The organism is uncultured Friedmanniella sp., assembly GCF_964244005.1.
In the GTDB taxonomy this organism is placed as follows: Bacteria; Actinomycetota; Actinomycetes; order Propionibacteriales; family Propionibacteriaceae; genus Microlunatus.
The window spans coordinates 18,293-35,553 of record NZ_CAXTHG010000029.1; the positions used below are offsets into that span (position 1 = coordinate 18,293).

The window sequence follows — 17,261 nt, forward strand, 5'->3', positions numbered from 1 at the left end:
CCGTGGGCCCCGTGGGACTCGAACCCACAACCCGCGGATTAAAAGTCCGCTGCTCTGCCAATTGAGCTAGAGGCCCGGGCATCGAGGACCAACCTGGACAACCCAGCCTGACCCGCTCTGACCCAAGGAGCATCATCGCAGATGCTTAGCGTTGAGCGCGGCGTCCGAGGACGACTGCCGTTGGCCCCACATCGTGGGAGAAGGAGTGGCGTGGACGACGCACGGAAGACCGCACTCGTCGTCGGGGCCTCGCGAACCATGGGCTCGGGCTGTGCCGCGAGCTCGTCGCTCGCGGGTGGCAGGTCATCGGCACCGTCCGCGGACCGCCAGCTGGACCTGGTCTTTGTCAACGGAGCCATCGCCAACGACCCCGATGTCCTCGACCAGGTCACGACGGCCACCTTCGTCGAGGTGATGGTGACCAACGCACTGTCACCGATGCGTGTCCTCGAAGCGCTTCAGAGTCTCGTGCCCCCGGACGGAACCCTCGGCGTCATGTCGTCCACTCAGGGCAGCATCTCCCGCAACACCAACGGCGGGCACGAGGTCTACCGAGCGAGCAAGTCTGCGCTCAACCAGCTGATGCGGAGCTACGCAGCCCGGCACGCCGACGACACCCGCACGCTGCTCTTGATGGATCCGGGCTGGGTCCAGACGGAGCTGGGTGGGGAGGGTGCGCCGATGGGTGTCGACGAGAGCGTGACGGGCGTTGTGGACACGATCACCGCCCACCAGCACGAGGGCGGCTTGCACTACCTCGACTACCAGGACCGCACCGTTCCCTGGTAGCCGGCCGACCGGGGGCAGGGGGTCCCTTGCGGGCCGGCCGAAGCGACCGCTAGACAGGGACCCCGCACGTGCTTCGACGGAGAGGCCGCACCCCGTGACCAGCAACACCACAAACCGTCGCAGGATGGTCGCGCTCGCGGCCACCGGCGCGCTGATCCTGCCCCTGATCGGCTTCACCTCCCCGGCGGCGCGAGCGGCGGCGCCGGTGCTGGACCCGACGCTGGCCCGGTCGCCCGAGCTGAGCGAGACCTCGCGGCTGGCGGACCGGCGGACGGTGGTCACCGGCGACCGAGCCTGGGTGCTCGGCTCGGCCGACGGCCGCTTCCCGGCGGCGGGGTTCCACACCCGCGGCGAGATGGGCGGGGTCTGGCTTCCCAACCTCAAACTGCTGGACGGTCTGTGGTTCGGGATCAACGGCGACTGGGTCGGCCAGGGCACCAAGACGACCACCGGCTGGGGCTACGTACGGACGGACCTGCCCACCACCCACGGAGTCGCGGCCAGCCGGACCGACGTCGTACCGGACGGGGTCTCCGGAGCCCTGATGGGCCTGACCCTGCGCTCCACCCGCACCCGCACCATCTCGCTGACCGCCGACGCCCACTCGGAGCTGATCAGCTCCTACCCGTGGGGTGAGTCCACGCCCAACCAGACCACGGTCAACCTGCCCGACACGGCATCGGTCCGCGGCCGTAACCTCGAGTTCCGCGACCGCGGCACCCCGCCGGGCGCTCACCAGACCAAGCACAACTGGGCGGCCGTGGTCGGTACCGACCTCCAGCCGACCGCCACCGCCCTCGGACCCGACCACCGCGGCCCGCAGGACCCGGCGGTCATCTGTCCGCCGTCCGGCCCGAAAGCCCCGACCCAGACCGAGGAGTGCGACGACACCGCCTACGGGAAGGGCACCGGCGGCCAGCTCACGTACCGGGTCAAGCTGCGTGCAGGTGAGAACAGGACGGTCTGGTTCGGCGTCGGCGGCTCGACCGAAGGCGTGGGCCGCGCCCGATCCGAGCTGCGCGCCGCCCTGCGTGACCCGGCCGGCGTGCTCGAGGACAAGCTGGCAGTCCGGGAGCAGATCGACGCCAGTACCGTGGTCGACCTGCCCGGTGACCCCCAGCTCGCGGCCAGTGTCCGCTGGTCCAAGCAGATGCTCGCCGCGTCGGAGCAGACCGTCGACGACGTCCAGCTGCGCGTGGTCCGGGCCGGGAAGGAGTATCCGGCGCCGGCCGGCACGCTGAGGTCGATGAGCTGGTTGGGCGCCGGCTGGCCCGACTACACCTGGCTCTTCGGCACTGACGGCGAGTACACCGCGTACGCGGCCGTGGCTGCCGGCCAGTTCGACCCGATCAAGGCCCATCTGCGCGCCCTGCGGGACGTGTCCGCCGTCGTCAACGGCGGCAGCGGCAAGATCGTGCACGAGGTCACCCCGGACGGCGCCGTCTACTTCGGCGCCAACGGCGACGAGGGCAACACCGACGAGTCCGCCAAGTACCCCTCAGCGGTCAACCTGGTCTGGCACTGGACCGGCGACCGGGCCCTCCTGCGCGACCTCTACCCGGCCAGCGTCAAGGCCATGGAGTGGGTCGCGAAGCAGGACGCCGACTCCGACGGGTGGCCCGAGGGTCTCGGCAACGTCGAGCGCGCCGGAATGGGCGAGGAAAAGCTGGACAACGCTGTGTACGCGATCCGCGGCTACGCCGACCTGGCCGACCTGGCCTGGGCTCGTGGCGACGCCAAGACCCGTCGTTGGGCCGTCGCCCACGCAAAGGCGCTGCTCGACCGCTTCGAGCAGGCCTGGTGGTACGGCGGGGACACCCGTTCCTACGCCGACTCGCTCAAGGCTGTGTCCACTGATGAGGGGGCCAACACCAAGATCTTCCAGCGGCACTGGATCGGACTGACCCCGACCGACGCCGTGCTGCCGACCCTGCCCGGCCGCCCGTCCGCTCCGCTGGCGAGCCGAAGCCACGGCGTCGCGACGCTGAAGGAACACCAGGGCGCCTGCTACACCGCAGCCGGGCTGGGGCTCTTCCACACCGGGACGGGAGCGACGTCAGATCCCACGGGCAACCCGGGAACGACGTGTGACTCAACGGTCTCCGCGGTCCCGAGCGAGCGCAGCATCTTCACGCTCAACTCCTCGATCGCCGCCGTGAGCGAGGGCAACTACGGCCGCCTCGGCGCCAGCCAGCAGGGCGTCTACACCACCGGCAACGCGCGGGCCCAGCTCGACCCCGACCTGTGGGAGATGCCGGGCATGATGCCCGAGATCGTGCCCGGCGGGGACTTCGGCGCCAACATCGACAAGCTGACCACGCAGCGTTCGATGGTGATGCAGGCCTGGGGCGCGTACGGGGTGCTCTGGCCGGTCGTGCACCAGTGGCTCGGCGTCTCTCCTGACGCCGGCCGCGGCCGGGCGGCCGTCGTGCCGCAGGTACCGAAGGGCCAGACGCGGGCTTCCGGGAAGGCGATCCGGATCGGCCGGGGCAGCGTCGACGTCGCCGCGCAGCACCACGGTCGGGTCTACAGCACCACGGTCACCCGGCACGGCCGGATCGCGCTGACCGTTGGCGCGGTCCTGCCCACCGGCGCCCGCGTCCGCACGGCCACTCTGGACGGACGTGAGGTCCGGCCCACCCTGCACCGCACCACCCGCGGGCTCGAGGCCACCGTCGCTCGCCCCGCCGGTCAGGGCACGTCGAGGCTGGTGATCACCGTCCGCTGAGCCGCACGAGAGCGCGCAACCCCTTCGGGGCCCTCGACAGGCTCGGGACGCGGCGGTCAGAGCTTGTCGAACCAGGGCTCGAGCCGACGGTAGGCGTCGAGGAAGAGCGCGTACTCGGCGCCGTAGCGGGTGTGCCGGGCGGGGTCTGGGGTGAAGGTGTCGAGCTCGGCGGAGAAGCGGTCGGCGACAGCGAAGTCGTCGAAGAGGCCGACGCCCACGCCACCGACGATGGCGGCGCCGACCGCGGTCGCCTCGTCGACGAGGTTGCGCCGGGTCACCGGCACGCCCCAGACGTCAGCGAAGACCTGCAGCAGCAGGGCGGCGTTGGCGGCCCCGCCGATGGCGTCGACCGCGTCGATCTGGTTCCCGTTCTCGACGAAGGCCCGCAGACCCGTGTACAGGTTGAACGCCACGCCCTCGACGACGGCCCGGGTGAGGTGGGCTGGGCCGTGGTGCCGGCCGAGGCCGGCGAAGACCGCCCGCGCGGCCGGGTTCCAGTAGGGCGAGCGCTCCCCCAGCAGGTGCGGCAGGAAGTAGAGGCCGTCCTCGCTCGCCGGCACCTGCGCCGCCTCGGCGAGCAGCCGGGGATAGCGGTCGTCCTGGCCGGGTGCCAGGGTCTCGACCACCCACTCCAGCGACGCGCCGCCGGCCTGCATGGTGGCGGTGGGCACATAGCGACCGGGCACGACGTGGTTGAAGGTCATGCTGCGCATCAGCGGGTCGTGCAGCGGCGCGTCGGCTGCCACCGACACCCATGACGACGAGCCGACATAGGCGTAGGCCCCCGACTCGGGCCCGATGATGCCGGCGCCCAACGCGCCCATCGGCCCGTCGCCGCCGCCCATCACCACCGGCGTACCGCCCAGCAGCCCGGTCGCGGTCGCCGCTTCGTCGGTCACGGTGCCGACCACCGCGGTCGAGGCGACGATCTCGGGAAACAGCGAACGGTCCACCCCGGCCGTCTCGATCAGCTCATCAGACCAGGTACCGGCCGACTGGTCGTAGGCGTTGGTGCTGGAGGCGTCCGACGGGTCCGTCGCCAGCACCCCGGTCAGCCGGTACGCGACGAAGTCCTTGGCCAGCACGACAGTCCGGGCCCGGGCGAACGCTTCCGGTTCGTGCTCGCGCACCCACATGATCTTGCTCAACGAGTACGTGGGGTTGAGCCGGTGCCCGGTGATCCGGTAGCCGCGTTCCATCCCGACCCGCTCGACCAGCACGGCGGTCTCGGCGACCGACCGGGTGTCGGCCCAGATGATCGCCGGCCGTACCGGCACACCGCTCCCGTCCAGCAGCACCGCCCCCATCATCTGGCCCGAGAACGAGACCACCTCCACCTCGGCCGGGCCCACCGCGGCCGTGACCAGCAGCTTGCGGGTGGCCGCGCAGACGGCCGACCACCAGTCCTCAGGCTGCTGCTCGGCCTTGCCGCGCGGGCCGAAGTCGGTGCCGTACGTGGACGTGACCGCCGCCAGCACCCGACCGTCGTCGCTGACCAGGGTGGCCTTGTTCCCTGTCGTCCCCAGGTCGTGGGAGATGATCATGGTCTCGGGCTCCGGTAACCATGATGATCATGGTTTTTCCTTGAGGACCAGCCGTCTCCGTTCTTGATCACCAACGACGCCATCCCACCGGCCTGCTCGATGATCAGGTAGTCCTGACCCGCATCAGCGGCGTAGCAGAAGAGGGTGACCAGCCGTTCGCGGCCGACGTTCACGCTGCGGTGCACCCAGCCGCCCGGTACGTAGACCGCTTGCCCTGGGCCGATCTCCACCACCGTGCTGTCCCCCTCGACGGTGTCCAAGATCATCACCCCCTGCCCGCTGAGCCCGACGTAGAGCTCGGACCGGTCGGCGATGGCGTGCAGGTGGCCGCGCGTCATGGCGTACTCCTCACCGACCGAACCGGGCTCGAGCACGCTGATGCCGGTGATCAGGCCACCCGGCCCGGGCTCGCTCGTGCTGCTCTCCACCCAGTAGACCGGCGCGCCGTCGTCCTCGGCCAGGGCCCGGGCGTACGCCTCGTCGTCGCGGTAGAGCCCGCCGAGGTCGGACAGGAACTTCTCGTAGCGGGCGTTGCTGCCCTCGAGCCGGCCGGCTTCGGCCAGCAGTGTCATCGCGACCGGCGGGACCGGCAGCCCCGCGGTCGTCTCCGGAGTCGTGGTCATCCTCGTCCTTTCCTCGCGTCGTCCCCGGCCAGCCAGCGGGCCGGGTTGGTGACCAGCAGTGCCTCGACCAGCTCGGCCGAGCCCTCGCGCACCAGTCGGGGCAGTACCCGCTCCCCCAGGTACGCCAGACCCGGCATCCCGCCGTACGCGCGGTAGCGGGTCCGCCGCGCCACGTCGCCGCCGAGCAGCAGCCGTTCGGTGGCGCCGAGCGACGCCGCCCGCAGCAGGCAGTCGATCAGCACGCTGTCGGGCCAGCGCTGGCTGCGGGCAAACCCGTCGTAGCCGAGGTAGCAGCCGACCGCGGCGAGCTCGGCGTGCAGCCCGGGATCAGGAAGCCGGTCGACGTGGGCCAGCGCGACGGCGCACGTCGGCACGCCGTGCGCGGCCAGGACCGCCAGCACCTCGAACGCGGCGCTGCCGTGCTCGAGGTGCACCATCACCGCGGCGCCCGTCTGGTGCCAGGTGGTCGCGACGGCCGCGAGCACCCGCCGCTCGAACGCACTGATGCTCCAGTAGCCGACGCCGGCCTTGACCACCCCGGCCCGGACGGGCTCCCCGGACGGCGTCCGGGCCACCACACCGGAGCCGGGGCCGTCCTGCTCGGGCATCCCGTCGGTGACGTCCCGACAGAACCTCGTGGCCAGGGCGTCCTCGTCGAGCTCGGTCAGCCAGTGCCCGGCGCCGTAGTGCGGCTCGCGGTGGGCTCCGGTGGTGGCCACCACCTGCAGACCGGTGGCCGCGCTGACCCGGGCGAGTGCCGCCGGCCGCCGGCCCAGGCCGGTAGGCGTCGCGTCCACCATCGCCTCGAACCCCGACCCGCGCAGGGACCCGGCCTCGACCTGGCTGCGCGGCTCGTCGTCCAGCTCGTCACCGGGCAGCAACGGGCTGACCTGGAAGAGGTGCTCGTGGTAGTTCGTCCGGCCGAGGGCGGCGGCATCCTGCTCGCCCAGCACCGTCGTGATCCTCGCCACCGCCGACGTCACCGGAACCGGGCGGCGACCCGGCCCAGCTCGTCCACGGTTGCCGCGGGCATGGCCACGTCGAAGACCTCGGCCACCGCCTGGGTCCAGCCGTGCACGAAGTAGCGCCAGCCGTCCTCCACCTGCAGGCCACGGTCCTCGCGCTGGCGAAGCGCCTGGTGCCAGAACTCGAGCGAGCCGCGGTAGTTGAACTCCCAGACGACACCGTCGACCGGGAACGCCACGTCGTCGGGCAGCGGCGAACCGGGGCGGTCCTTGCCCATCCCGGTCGCGTTCACGACCAGGCTGGCCGGGGGCAGCCTGGCCAGCAGCGCACCGACGTCGTCGGGCCCGGCGGTCTGGACGTAGCGGAACAGCGACGTCGGCAACCCGGCTCGCTCGTGCACCTCGCGGGCGTGGTCGAGGGCGTCGGCGTCGAGCGCGGTGCAGATGATCCGCGCCGGCCGGTCGGCGCGGACGCCCAGCTGGTGGCTGAGCGCGGTCCCGGCGCCGCCGCTGCCCAGGATCAGCGCGTCGCCGCCCGTCCGGGAGAAGTGGTCGGGGGGCAGGAACTCCTCCAGCGCGAGCCGGGCCGTCACCGGGTCCTTGGCGCTGCCGAGCAGCCGTCCGTCGCGCTTGGCGATGCAGGACACCTCGCCGAAGGTCGTCGCCAGCTCGTCGAGGGCGTCGAAGAGGTCGGCGGCGGCCGCGTGCACAGCGACCTTGTGGGTGGTGATCAGCGCGCCCCAGTGCTCGGGGTCGGCGGCGATGGACTCGACCACGTCGCGGTACGCCTGCGCCGGCGCGTCCAGAGCGACGTCGTGGCCGACCAGCTTGCGCGTCGGCAGGCCGAGCACGTCGGCCCACTCGGGGAAGACCCGGCGGATGGACGATCCCCCGGTGCTCACGCCGACGAAGCCCATGTAGGAGTCGGGCCCGCGCGTCACGCCGGCTCCCGCGCTGTTTGGGCCGCGGCCGCGAACTCGGCTGCCGAGGTGGTGATGGTCGCCCAGTCTCCGGTCGCCATCGCGGTCGCGGAACAGAGCTCGCCGCCCGCCCCCACGGCGACCGCCCCGGCCGCCAGCCACTCGGCCAGGTTGCCCGCGTTCACCCCGCCGGTCGGCACGAACGGCACGTCCGGAAAGGGTCCGCGGAGCGCTTTGAGGAACGCTGGTCCGCCGAGGGACGCGGGGAACAGCTTGACCACGTGCACGCCGGCGTCGAGCGCGCCCATCACCTCACTCGGCGTCAGCGCCCCGGACAGGACGGTCACGCCCGTCGCCAGCATGGCCTCGGCCAGTCCGGGCCGGGTGCCGGGGCTGACCAGGAACTCCGCGCCCGCCTCGACCGACTCGTGGGCGTGCGCTGCCGTGAGCACCGTGCCCGCGCCGAGGTAGACCGCCTCCCCGTGCCGGCGCCGGACCTCGGCGATCACCGCGGCGGCGTCCGGGGTGCTGTAGGTGATCTCGATCCCGGTCACCCCACCCGCCAGCAGCGCCTCGGTAGCACCGAGTGCGGCCGCGGCCGAGGGGGCTCGGAGCACGGCGACCACGCCCGCCCGGCGCAGGGCGGTGAGGTCGTCCGCGGCGCGGTCAGGGCTGGCCATCGGGTCCTCCGGGGACGGTCGTGGGCAGCCGGACCAGGTTCGGTAGCGGCTCGCCGCGGACCAGGGCGAGGACGGCGTCGACCGCGCCGCGGCCCATCTGGTCGACCGCCTCGACGGTCTGGGCGGCGGCGTGCGGGGTGAAGAGGGTCCGGTCGACCAGGTCATCGGCCAGCAGCGGGCTGACCCCGGCACCGGAGGGATCGGACTCGGTGGCCAGCACGTCGGCCGCGTAGCCGCGCAGCCGGCCATGGCGCAGCGCCTCGGCGAGCGCCGACTCCTCGACCAGGGTGGCGCGAGCGGTGTTGACCAGGATCGCGTCCGGCCGGACGTGGCCGAGCAGCCGGGCGTCGACCAGCACCTCCTCGCCGGGAGCGTGCAGGGTGATCACGTCGCTGCGCCGGACCAGCTCGTCCAGGCCCACCACCTCGACGCCCAGGGCGGCGACCTGCGCGAGATCCACCCAGGGGTCGTGGCCGAGCAGCGTGCTGCCGAAGCCCTGCAGGCGGGCGGCGACCTCACGGCCGATCCGCCCGAGCCCGACGATGCCGACGGTCAGACCGCCCAGCTGACGGGTCCGCCGTACCGTCCACCGGCCCGCGCGGACGCCACGGTCGCCGGCGGTCACGTCGCGGAGCGCGGCGAGCATCAGAGCCACCGCGTGGTCGGCGACGGCGCCGGTGTTCGCGCCGGGGGTGTTGGTGACGAGCAGCCCCCGGGCCGCAGCCGCCGTCAGGTCGACCGCGTCCACGCCGACGCCGTAGCGGGCGACGAGCCGGAGCTGGGGAGCAGCGTCGAGGTGCTCGGCGGTGACCGGACCGGTTCCGGCGATCCAGGCGACCGCCTCCGCCAGCAGGGGCCGCAAAGCTCGGAGGTCGTGGTCAGCCGGCCCGGTCACGACCCGGCAGCCCCCGGCGGCCAGCTCGCCGGCGAGGTCGAGGTCGCCGGAGGAGAACGAACGGCTGGTCGCCAGCACGACCGGCTGCGGCGTCGACACGTCCTTGTCCGGGGGCGTCTTCGACACCCGCAAAAGGTAGTCCTGTACGTACAGGACGTCAAGGGATACAGTGCGGCCATGGCTCCGGCGATCGACCGCACCTCGCCGCTGCCCTTCTACCACCAGCTGAAGCAGATCGTGCTGGCCGACCTGCGCGAGCGGGCGCTGGCCCCCGGCGACCGGCTGCCGGGCGACCACGAGCTGTGTTCGACCTACGCCGTGTCCCGCACGGTGGTCCGCCAGGCGCTGGCCGAGCTCGAGACCGAAGGCGTGATCGAGCGGGTCAAGGGTCGCGGCACCTTCGTGGCGCCGCAGAAGACCTCCGAGCACCTGGTCCAGTCCCTGACCGGGCTGTACGAGGACGTGGCCGCGCGTGGCGCCTACCTGCGCAGCGAGGTGCGGCGGCTCGAGCGGGTGCCGGCCGACGAGCCGATCGCCTCGCTGCTCGGGCTCGAGCCCGGGGCGCCGCTGATCGTGCTGGAACGGCTGCGGTTCGTCGACGACGAGCCGTGGGTGCTCACCACCACCTACCTGCCGTACGAGGTGGCCCCCGGCCTGCTGAGTGACGACCTCACCGACCAGTCGCTCTACGCGGTGCTGGAGGAGCGCTACGGCGTCGCCCTCACCCACGGCACCCGGGGCGTCGAGGCCGCCGTGGCGTCGGACGACCTCGCCGAAGCCCTCGCCATCGCGCCCGGCGCGCCGGTGCTGGTGCTGCGCAGCACCTCCTACGCCGGCGGCCGTCCGGTGGAGGTGTTCGTCGCCTACCACCGCGGCGACCGCAGCCGGTTCGAGGTCACCCTGACCCGGACGCCACCGGGCGAGGCCATCGCCGAACCACTGATGCGGGTCACGGGGGCGTTCAGGGGACCAGCACGGCCTTGACCACGGCGCTGTCGGCCACGGCGGCGAGCGCCTCGGCGTACTGGTCGAGACCGAAGCGTCGGCTGACCAGTCCCCTGGGGTCGACCCGGCCGCTGCGCAGAGCGGCGAGCGCCCGGTCGAAGGAGAACTGCTGGGCGAACGAGCCCTTGATGGTCAGCTCGCGTCGAAAGATGTCGTACGGCGCGACGGGCCAGCGGGTCGACTCCGGCGTCATCCCGTAGACGAAGACGGTGCCGCCGGTCCGGGTCAGGCTCAGCGTCGGTCCGAGGACCGCTGGTGCTCCGGTCGCGTCGATGACCACGTCGAACCCGGCCGGCGCGAGCTCGGCCAGCCGCGCGGTCGTGGCGTCGGGGTCGTCCCGGTCGACCTGGACGGTGACGTCGGCGCCGCGGGCGTCGGCCAGCGCGAGCTTGGCGGCGGTGGGTGCGGCGACCACCAGCCGACCGGCGCCGGAGCGGACCAGCAACGAGGTCAGGATCAGCCCGGTCGGACCGGCGCCGAAGAGCAGCACGTCCGCGCCCGGCGTGAGGTCGAGCATGTCCAGCCCGTGCACCACACAGGCCACCGGCTCGGTCAGCACGGCCACCTCCGGGTCGAGGTCGTCGACGAGGAAGCAGCGGTCGGCGTCGGTGAGCACGTACTCGGCGAAGCCGCCGGGAGCGTTGACGCCCTGGGCCACCAGGTGCTCGCAGAAGGCCGGGCGAGCCCGCCGGCACTCCACGCAGCGTCCGCAGGAGGCGGTGTTGTCAACCACCACCCGGTGCCCCAGCAGGTCCGCGGCGGCGCCATCGCCGAGCGCCACCACCTCACCGACGACCTCGTGCCCGGGCGTCAACGGGTAGGTCGGCCCGAACTCGCCCAGGTGCAGGTGCCGGTCGGTACCGCAGACGCCGGCCACCAGCACCTTGAGCAACACCTCGCCCGGCCCTGCTTCTGGGACCGGCACCTCCCGTACCTCGAACTGCTCCGGCCGGTCGTAGACGACCGCGCGCATCGTGCTCATCAGCTGGCTCCTCGATCGGTCCTGCCGGCGACCCTCAGGCGAGGGAGTAGCCGCCGTCCATCAACAGCTCGGTACCCACGCAGAACGCCGCCTCGTCGCTGAGCAGCCAGGCCGCCGCGGCGGCGACCTCGTCCGGCTCGGCGAAGCGGTGGACCGGCGTGGCGGCCTTCCACACCTCGTGCAGGTCGTGCTTGCTGCCCAGCAGCGGCGTGTCGACGTAACCCGGCGACAGCGCGTTCACCCGCACCCCGCGCGGCGCCCATTCGTACGCGAGCGACTTGGTCATCGCGACCAGGCCGCCCTTGGAGGCGTTGTAGGCGACCTGCTGCTGCGGCACGTTGACGACGTGCGCGCCCGACATCGAGGCGACGGTGACGATCCGTCCCGAGCCCTGGGCCAGCATCACCTCGCCCACCTCGCGGCAGGTGAGGAACACCCCGGTGAGGTTGACCCCGATCGTCCGCGACCAGGTCGCCAGCGTCATCTCCTCCGCCGGCGTCGGCTCCTCCGACAGTCCGGCCGCGGCCACCAGACCGTCGATCCGGCCAGCCTGCTCGACCACGCTGCGCACCGCCTGCTGGACCGAGGCCTCGTCCAGCACGTCGACCTCGACGAAGGTGCCGGCCAGGTCCGCCGGTTGGCGCTGGTCCAGGGAGAACACCGCCGCCCCCCGCGTCGCGAGCCAGGCAGCGGTCGCTCCGCCCACCCCACCGGCCGCCCCGGTGACGACGACCACGGCTCCCTCGCACCACGTCATCGGGCCGACCAGCTCTCAGTGGTGGTGGTCACGGCTTGCCCCGTGCGGATCGACTCACCGATGGCGAGGGAGATCTGGTGGTCGGCGCAGGCCTCGGCCAGCGGGTACGGCGGCGGACCCTCGTCCCGGCGCCAGGCGCCGGTGGCAGCCAGCAGGTCGGCCACGGCCAGGTCGTCCTCGGAGAATCGGGCGTCCGGGTAGGTGTTCCGGTACAGCACCTCACCGTCCAGGCTGAGGTGCTGCAGGCCGAGGCCCTCGAGGTTGAGGTCGACGCCGGCCTGGCGGCGGACGAGGTGGGACTCGACGGCGGTCGTCGGGTCGACCAGCCGGACGAGGTGGTCGTCCACGATCTCGCCGAGCGAGCCGCGGATGACGATCCGCCGGGTCCGCAGCGGGTTCCACCACTGGTTGTCGGTGAAGTCGTACAGACCCATCCGGCCGTCGCCGAAGTCCAGGGTGGCCAGCGTGGTCGTCAGCGGCTCCGGCTCCGCCGAACCCGACCAGCCTGAGGGGCTGAGCGGGTTGGCCAGCGGCGCGGAGAAGGACTGGGCGTGGACGCGTACCGGTGCCCGGCCGGCGTCGAGGAAGCCGCGGATCATCGACACGGCGTGGTAGAGGTGCGTCGAGGACACCTGGACCGAGGTGACCTGGCCGATCACGCCCTGCCGGGTGAGGGCCAGCCGGGCGGCGTGCGCCGGCATGAACAGGTACTGCTCGGCCACCTGCACCAGCCCGGCGCCCACCGCCGCCCAGAGCTCCCGCAGCCCGGCCAGGTCAGCGGCGGGTGGCGTCTCGGCCAGCACCGCCACCCCGCGACCGACCAGGTCCGCCGTCGTCGGGCCCATCTCCGACCAGGGCACGCACGGGATGACGAACTCGGGGCCGGTCGCGACCAGCTCGTCGACTCCGGCGCAGCTCGGCACTCCCCAGGCCTGCGCCACCTCGGCCGCCCGCTCGGGCCGGCGGCTGACCACGCCCGCCACCTCGAACGCATCCGGGGCCTGGCGCGCCAGCCGGGCGAAGAAGGCCGACCGCCAGCCCGTACCGATCAGGCCGAAGCGGACGGGTGCCGAGGTAGCCACACTGCTCCTGAGGGTCGGGCCGAGAGTTGCGGAGATGCCGGAGTAGGGGAACGGCCTATCATCCTGTCGGTACAGGTTGACGGATGTCAACGAAACCGACCCCGACGAAAGGCGATGAGCAGCAACCGGCAGGCTGGCCTCGTGATGACACCGCTGACGGCCCCGGGCGGCTCCGACTGGATCCGCCCGCTGGGCGCGACCGGACTGCCGGTGAGCGCGGTCGCGGTCGGCGGGTCGCCGCTCGGCAGCATGCCCGAGGTCTTCGGCCACGCGCTCAGCTACGACGACGGCGTCGCCCTCGCGGCGTACGCGCTGGACTCTCCCGTACGGGTGATCGACACCGCCAACGGCTACAGCGACGGCGAGAGCGAGCGTCGGATCGGCGCGGCCATCGCGGCTCGCGGCGGTCTGCCGGCGGACTTCCTGGTCGCCACCAAGGTCGACGCCCAGGGCCGGGACTACTCCGGCGCCCGGGTCCGCGCCAGTGTGGCCGAGTCGCAGCAGCGGCTGGGGCTCGACCACCTGCCGCTGGTCTACCTGCACGACCCCGAGCAGCACGACTTCGCCGAGCTGAGCGCCCCCGGCGGTGCCGTCGCCACCCTGATGGCGCTGCGCGACGAAGGCGTGATCGGGCACGTCGGGCTGGCCGGCGGGAACGTCCACGAGATGGCGCGCTACCTCGACCTGGGCGGCTTCGAGGTGCTGCTGGTGCACAACCGCTGGACGCTGGTCGACCGCAGTGCGACGGACCTGATCGCCCAGGCCGAGCAGTCCGGGATCGCCGTCGTGAACGCGGCGATCTACGGCGGCGGCCTGCTGGCCGCACCCCGCGGCGGCAGCACGACCTACGGTTACCGGCCCGCGCCCGAGGCAACGCTGCGGGCGGTCGCGGCGATGGACCGGCTCTGCACCGAGCACGGCACCGACCTCGCCACCGCCGCCCTGCAGGCCTCGGTGCGCGACCCACGGGTGGCCATGACGGTGGTCGGGCTCTCCCGACCGAGCCGGCTCGACGCGCTGGTCACGGCTGTGGCCCAGGACCTGCCCGAGGACCTGTTCACCGCGCTGGAGGACCTGCTGCCGGCCCGCGACCACTGGCTCGACCATCGCCCTGAGGAGACCTCCTGATGTCCACCTTCCCCGCTGACTTCGTCTGGGGCACCGCCACGGCCTCGTACCAGATCGAGGGGGCGGTGACCGAGGACGGCCGCGGCCCCAGCATCTGGGACACCTTCGTCCACACGCCGGGCACGGTCGCCGACGGCACGGTGGGCGATGTGGCCGACGACCACTACCACCGCTACACCGAGGACATCGCCATCCTGGCCGACCTGGGCTTCACCGCCTACCGCTTCTCCATCGCGTGGCCGCGGATCCAGCCGACCGGCACCGGCCCGGCCAACGACGCCGGCCTCGACTTCTACCGGCGGGTCGCCGAGACCTGCCTCGAGCACGGCATCACCCCGTACGCGACGCTCTACCACTGGGACCTGCCGCAGCCGCTGGAGGACGCGGGCGGCTGGCTCAGCCTGGACACCGCCGCCGCCTTTCGTGACTACGCCGCGCTCACCCACGACGCCCTCGGCGACGTCATCAAGCACTGGATCACCCTCAACGAGCCGTGGTGCTCGGCGTTCCTCGGCTACGGCAGCGGGCTGCACGCGCCGGGCAAGCAGCTGGGCGCCGAGGCCTTCAAGGCCGGGCACCACCTGCTGCTCGCGCACGGGCTCGCCATCAACGCGATGCGCGAGAGCCGGCACGCCGACTCCACCCTGGGGATCACCGTCAACCTCTACTCGGTGCACGCCGCCTCCGACTCCGACGTCGACCGCGAGGCGGCCCGGCGGACCGACGGCATCGCGAACCGCTTCTTCCTCGACCCGCTGCTGCTCGGGGGATACCCCTCAGACGTGCTGCTCGACGCCGGGGTCAGCGACTGGTTCGACGAGCGCAGCGCCGACCTCCAGGTGATCGCCGCCCCGGTCGACTTCCTGGGCATCAACTACTACAGCCGGCACACCGTCGCCGGCCCGGAGGACAGGGTCTGGAGCGACCCGTCGGTGCCCAGCCCCGCGCCGGGCAGCGAGAACGTCCAGATCGTCGACACCGGCGCCCCGAAGACGCAGATGGGTTGGGAGATCCACCCCGACGGACTGGTCGACGTGGTGGAGATGGTGCACGAGCGGGCGCCCGAGCTACCGGTCTTCATCACCGAGAACGGCGCGGCCTACGCCGACGAGGTGGGGGCCGACGGTCAGGTCGACGACGAGGAGCGGCGGCACTACTTCGAGCTGCACACGGCCGCCTGTGCCGACGCGGTGGCCAAGGGGTTGCCGCTGAAGGGCTACTTCGCCTGGAGCCTGCTGGACAACTTCGAGTGGGCGTTCGGGTTCAGCCGCCGCTTCGGTCTCGTCCACGTCGACTACGACACCCAGGTCCGCACGGTGAAGAAGAGCGGCCACTGGTTCCGGGACTTCCTGCGCAGCCAGCCCTCCTGACTCCGGCCTTTGCCGAAGGTGAAGTGCGCTCAGCTGCGCTGCCGCCACTCGGCGACGACGCGCTCGACGTCGACGGTTGGCACCAGGACGGGCGACCGGCCGCGAGCGGGCTCGCGGCGCAGCTCGAGGATGCGCTGGTTGAGGGCCGCCACCAGGTCGCGGACGACCTGTTCGTCGCGGGCGTCGGCCAGGGTCTGCGGCAGCTCGGCGACCTCCTTGCGCAGGGCCAGGGCCGGGGGTAGCGGCGGCCGGATCTGCTCGCGCTCCATCAGCCCCTTGACCCACCAGTCCGGGTCGTCCCGGCCGGTGAGGCCGGGTATCGGCTTGCCGGCACCGCGAAGGTTGTCGAACTCCCCGCGCTCCTGCGCCTCGCGGATCTGACGGTCGACCCAGCTCTCGTACCGCTCCACGCTGCCTCCTGACCCACGCGTTCCCGAGCGCCCAGGTTAGTGCCGTGTGCCACCCTGGGGCATGGACCCGTGGAGCATCGGGCTGGCGGCACTCGTCGTGCTCGGACTCGCCGCCGTCGTCTTCGGAGCGCTCTACGACCGGGCCCGCAACCGTCGGCGCCACCAGGAGATGCTCGCCCCGCCCGCGCGCGTCATCCCTCGGTTCCGGCCGGACGCACCGTCGCCGCACTACCTCTCGGACCTGCAGGCGCGGCGGCCGCCCACCGGCGCCGCCCCGACGGCTGCGCTGAGCGCGGCGGAGCGGACAGCGGTCAACGAGCAGCTCGCCGACCAGGCCACCCCCTCGGTCCCAGCCGGGTACGCCTCCGCGGAGTTCGTCACCGACCCGACCGCCCGCTGGGTGGTGCTCGACCAGCCCGTCGTCTGTGTCTGCGCTGATGAGGTCGCCAGCATCCGTGAGCTGCTCGGGCTGCTGGAACGGCTGGTGCTGAGCCGGACGCCGCTGGTCCTGGTCGCCCCCGCCGTCGCCAAGGACGTGCTGGGCACGCTCGAGGTGAACCGGATCCAGCAGCGGCTGTCCGTCGTGGTCGTGCTGCTGCCTGAGGTCGCCGACCGTGAGCGGGTGGCGCAGCTGTGCGGCGGCCGGCCCACCGACCGCTCCGACCGCCAGGCCGGCTACCTCCCGCCCGAGGACCTCGGCCGCTGCGAACGCTGGGTCAGCACCGCGCGGTCGAGTCACGTGCTGACGCGCCGGACGGCCACGGCGTGAGCTGGATCGCCCTGGTCGGGTTCCTCGCCGCGATCTTTCCGCTGGTCATCACGCCGGGTGCCAGCTTCACCTTGGCAACTCAGCGGATCGTGGCGGGACAGCGGCACAGCGCCGGCTGGGTAATCGCCGGTACGGCGACGGGCATCTACACCCATGCCCTGCTGGCTGCTGCGGGGCTCTCCGCGATCGTCATGCGCTCGTCCGAGGCGTTCACGGTGATCAAGATCGTCGGCGGCGCATACCTGATCGGTCTGGGACTGTTCACGATCTGGCAGACCCGCCGTCAGCGATCAGTCCCAGCCGCACGCCGCCTTCCCTGGACTGGTCGGCACTCCTATCCGCAGGCACTGCTGGCCAACGTGCTGAATCCCAAAGCCGCGTCGATCTATCTCACCCTGGCGCCACAGTTCCTCACCGCCCAGCAGGTTCAGGTCGGTCCGCTGCTGCTGCTCGCCAGCGTTCACGTGCTTGTCATGGCGCTCTGGCTCGGTCTCTGGTCGGCCGTCCTCCTGCGCGGGCACCGGATCAGCCAGTCCCATCGATTCACGACCACGGTCAGCCGCCTTGGCGGCGCGATCCTGGTAACGCTGGGCGTTCGGACCGTCACCACCTGA

General features: G+C 72.4%; 17 protein-coding genes and 1 tRNA gene. 7 read left to right on the plus strand and 11 right to left on the minus strand.

Annotated elements, in window-relative coordinates; genetic code table 11:
* Nucleotides 1-3: 3 nt before the first annotated feature.
* Nucleotides 4-76: transfer RNA gene (locus ACFE76_RS16510), tRNA-Lys, on the minus strand.
* Nucleotides 77-210: 134 nt separating this feature from the next.
* Here ACFE76_RS16510 and ACFE76_RS16515 point away from each other — a divergent pair.
* Nucleotides 211-789 (plus strand): SDR family oxidoreductase, encoded by a 579-nt coding sequence (locus ACFE76_RS16515; protein WP_375432869.1) that lies wholly within the window; start codon nt 211-213, stop codon nt 787-789.
* A gap of 124 nt (nt 790-913) precedes the next feature.
* Complete coding sequence (locus ACFE76_RS16520) at nt 914-3,517, plus strand: glycogen debranching protein (RefSeq protein WP_375432870.1); 2,604 nt, start codon at nt 914-916, stop codon at nt 3,515-3,517.
* Nucleotides 3,518-3,573: 56 nt separating this feature from the next.
* Here the strand turns inward: ACFE76_RS16520 and xylB are convergent, their stop codons facing one another.
* Genes xylB through ACFE76_RS16550 form a run of 6 tightly spaced genes read right to left on the minus strand, consistent with a single transcriptional unit; the run spans nt 3,574 to nt 9,270 of the window.
* The gene (gene xylB, locus ACFE76_RS16525) at nt 3,574-5,061 is read right to left on the minus strand and encodes a xylulokinase (RefSeq protein ID WP_375432871.1); all 1,488 of its coding nucleotides are present in this window, start codon (nt 5,059-5,061) and stop codon (nt 3,574-3,576) included.
* Nucleotides 5,058-5,684, minus strand: a complete 627-nt coding sequence (locus tag ACFE76_RS16530) for a glucose-6-phosphate isomerase family protein (RefSeq protein WP_375432872.1) — start codon at nt 5,682-5,684, stop codon at nt 5,058-5,060. The genes xylB and ACFE76_RS16530 overlap by 4 nt, the downstream gene beginning before the upstream one ends.
* Complete coding sequence (locus ACFE76_RS16535) at nt 5,681-6,637, minus strand: phosphotriesterase (RefSeq protein ID WP_375432873.1); 957 nt, start codon at nt 6,635-6,637, stop codon at nt 5,681-5,683. The genes ACFE76_RS16530 and ACFE76_RS16535 overlap by 4 nt, the downstream gene beginning before the upstream one ends.
* A 26-nt stretch (nt 6,638-6,663) precedes the next feature.
* Nucleotides 6,664-7,590 carry a hypothetical protein gene (locus ACFE76_RS16540; RefSeq protein ID WP_375432874.1) on the minus strand — a complete coding sequence of 309 codons (927 nt, stop codon included), beginning with the start codon at nt 7,588-7,590 and terminating at the stop codon, nt 6,664-6,666.
* Nucleotides 7,587-8,249, minus strand: coding sequence for a bifunctional 4-hydroxy-2-oxoglutarate aldolase/2-dehydro-3-deoxy-phosphogluconate aldolase (locus ACFE76_RS16545; protein ID WP_375432875.1), 663 nt, complete (start codon nt 8,247-8,249; stop codon nt 7,587-7,589). Before ACFE76_RS16545 ends, ACFE76_RS16540 begins: the two co-directional genes overlap by 4 nt.
* A complete protein-coding gene (locus ACFE76_RS16550) occupies nt 8,236-9,270 on the minus strand; it encodes an NAD(P)-dependent oxidoreductase (RefSeq protein ID WP_375432876.1) in 1,035 nt (344 codons plus the stop codon). Before ACFE76_RS16550 ends, ACFE76_RS16545 begins: the two co-directional genes overlap by 14 nt.
* Nucleotides 9,271-9,321: 51 nt before the next feature.
* Here ACFE76_RS16550 and ACFE76_RS16555 point away from each other — a divergent pair, with 51 nt between their 5' ends.
* Nucleotides 9,322-10,128 (plus strand): GntR family transcriptional regulator, encoded by an 807-nt coding sequence (locus ACFE76_RS16555; RefSeq protein ID WP_375432877.1) that lies wholly within the window; start codon nt 9,322-9,324, stop codon nt 10,126-10,128.
* Here ACFE76_RS16555 and ACFE76_RS16560 read toward each other — a convergent pair.
* The 3 genes from ACFE76_RS16560 to ACFE76_RS16570 are packed head-to-tail and all read right to left on the minus strand — an operon-like array spanning nt 10,106 to nt 12,970.
* Nucleotides 10,106-11,131 carry a zinc-dependent alcohol dehydrogenase family protein gene (locus ACFE76_RS16560; RefSeq protein ID WP_375432878.1) on the minus strand — a complete coding sequence of 342 codons (1,026 nt, stop codon included), beginning with the start codon at nt 11,129-11,131 and terminating at the stop codon, nt 10,106-10,108. The genes ACFE76_RS16555 and ACFE76_RS16560 overlap by 23 nt on opposite strands.
* A gap of 34 nt (nt 11,132-11,165) precedes the next feature.
* Complete coding sequence (locus ACFE76_RS16565; RefSeq protein ID WP_375432879.1) at nt 11,166-11,888, minus strand: SDR family NAD(P)-dependent oxidoreductase; 723 nt, start codon at nt 11,886-11,888, stop codon at nt 11,166-11,168.
* Nucleotides 11,885-12,970 carry a Gfo/Idh/MocA family protein gene (locus ACFE76_RS16570; protein WP_375432880.1) on the minus strand — a complete coding sequence of 362 codons (1,086 nt, stop codon included), beginning with the start codon at nt 12,968-12,970 and terminating at the stop codon, nt 11,885-11,887. The genes ACFE76_RS16565 and ACFE76_RS16570 overlap by 4 nt, the downstream gene beginning before the upstream one ends.
* Before the next feature lie 114 nt (nt 12,971-13,084).
* Here ACFE76_RS16570 and ACFE76_RS16575 point away from each other — a divergent pair, with 114 nt between their 5' ends.
* Together ACFE76_RS16575 and ACFE76_RS16580 are read left to right on the plus strand one after the other, a co-directional pair.
* On the plus strand, nt 13,085-14,098 hold the full coding sequence (locus tag ACFE76_RS16575; RefSeq protein WP_375432881.1) for an aldo/keto reductase: 1,014 nt from the start codon (nt 13,085-13,087) through the stop codon (nt 14,096-14,098).
* Nucleotides 14,098-15,468, plus strand: coding sequence for a GH1 family beta-glucosidase (locus ACFE76_RS16580; RefSeq protein ID WP_375432882.1), 1,371 nt, complete (start codon nt 14,098-14,100; stop codon nt 15,466-15,468). The genes ACFE76_RS16575 and ACFE76_RS16580 overlap by 1 nt, the downstream gene beginning before the upstream one ends.
* A gap of 29 nt (nt 15,469-15,497) precedes the next feature.
* On the opposite strand, the gene ACFE76_RS16585 is transcribed toward ACFE76_RS16580, so the two are convergent.
* Nucleotides 15,498-15,878: a DUF1992 domain-containing protein gene (locus ACFE76_RS16585; RefSeq protein ID WP_375432883.1), complete on the minus strand. Its 381-nt coding sequence runs from the start codon at nt 15,876-15,878 to the stop codon at nt 15,498-15,500.
* Between the two features lie 61 nt (nt 15,879-15,939).
* Between ACFE76_RS16585 and ACFE76_RS16590 the strand changes: the two genes are divergently transcribed.
* Nucleotides 15,940-16,647 (plus strand): hypothetical protein, encoded by a 708-nt coding sequence (locus ACFE76_RS16590; RefSeq protein WP_375432884.1) that lies wholly within the window; start codon nt 15,940-15,942, stop codon nt 16,645-16,647.
* Entirely contained in the window at nt 16,644-17,261 is a 618-nt protein-coding gene (locus ACFE76_RS16595) for a LysE family translocator (protein ID WP_375432885.1), read from the plus strand. Before ACFE76_RS16590 ends, ACFE76_RS16595 begins: the two co-directional genes overlap by 4 nt.

Excerpts from the sequence above, each read along its gene's own strand:
- xylB (WP_375432871.1), bottom strand. The coding sequence starts at position 5,061 with ATGATCATCTCCCACGACCTGGGGACGACAGGGAACAAGGCCACCCTG.
- ACFE76_RS16560 (WP_375432878.1), bottom strand. The coding sequence starts at position 11,131 with ATGAGCACGATGCGCGCGGTCGTCTACGACCGGCCGGAGCAGTTCGAG.
- ACFE76_RS16520 (WP_375432870.1), top strand. The coding sequence starts at position 914 with ATGGTCGCGCTCGCGGCCACCGGCGCGCTGATCCTGCCCCTGATCGGC.
- ACFE76_RS16575 (WP_375432881.1), top strand. The coding sequence starts at position 13,085 with ATGAGCAGCAACCGGCAGGCTGGCCTCGTGATGACACCGCTGACGGCC.
- ACFE76_RS16530 (WP_375432872.1), bottom strand. The coding sequence starts at position 5,684 with ATGACCACGACTCCGGAGACGACCGCGGGGCTGCCGGTCCCGCCGGTC.
- ACFE76_RS16590 (WP_375432884.1), top strand. The coding sequence starts at position 15,940 with ATGGACCCGTGGAGCATCGGGCTGGCGGCACTCGTCGTGCTCGGACTC.
- ACFE76_RS16580 (WP_375432882.1), top strand. The coding sequence starts at position 14,098 with ATGTCCACCTTCCCCGCTGACTTCGTCTGGGGCACCGCCACGGCCTCG.
- ACFE76_RS16565 (WP_375432879.1), bottom strand. The coding sequence starts at position 11,888 with ATGACGTGGTGCGAGGGAGCCGTGGTCGTCGTCACCGGGGCGGCCGGT.
- ACFE76_RS16545 (WP_375432875.1), bottom strand. The coding sequence starts at position 8,249 with ATGGCCAGCCCTGACCGCGCCGCGGACGACCTCACCGCCCTGCGCCGG.
- ACFE76_RS16555 (WP_375432877.1), top strand. The coding sequence starts at position 9,322 with ATGGCTCCGGCGATCGACCGCACCTCGCCGCTGCCCTTCTACCACCAG.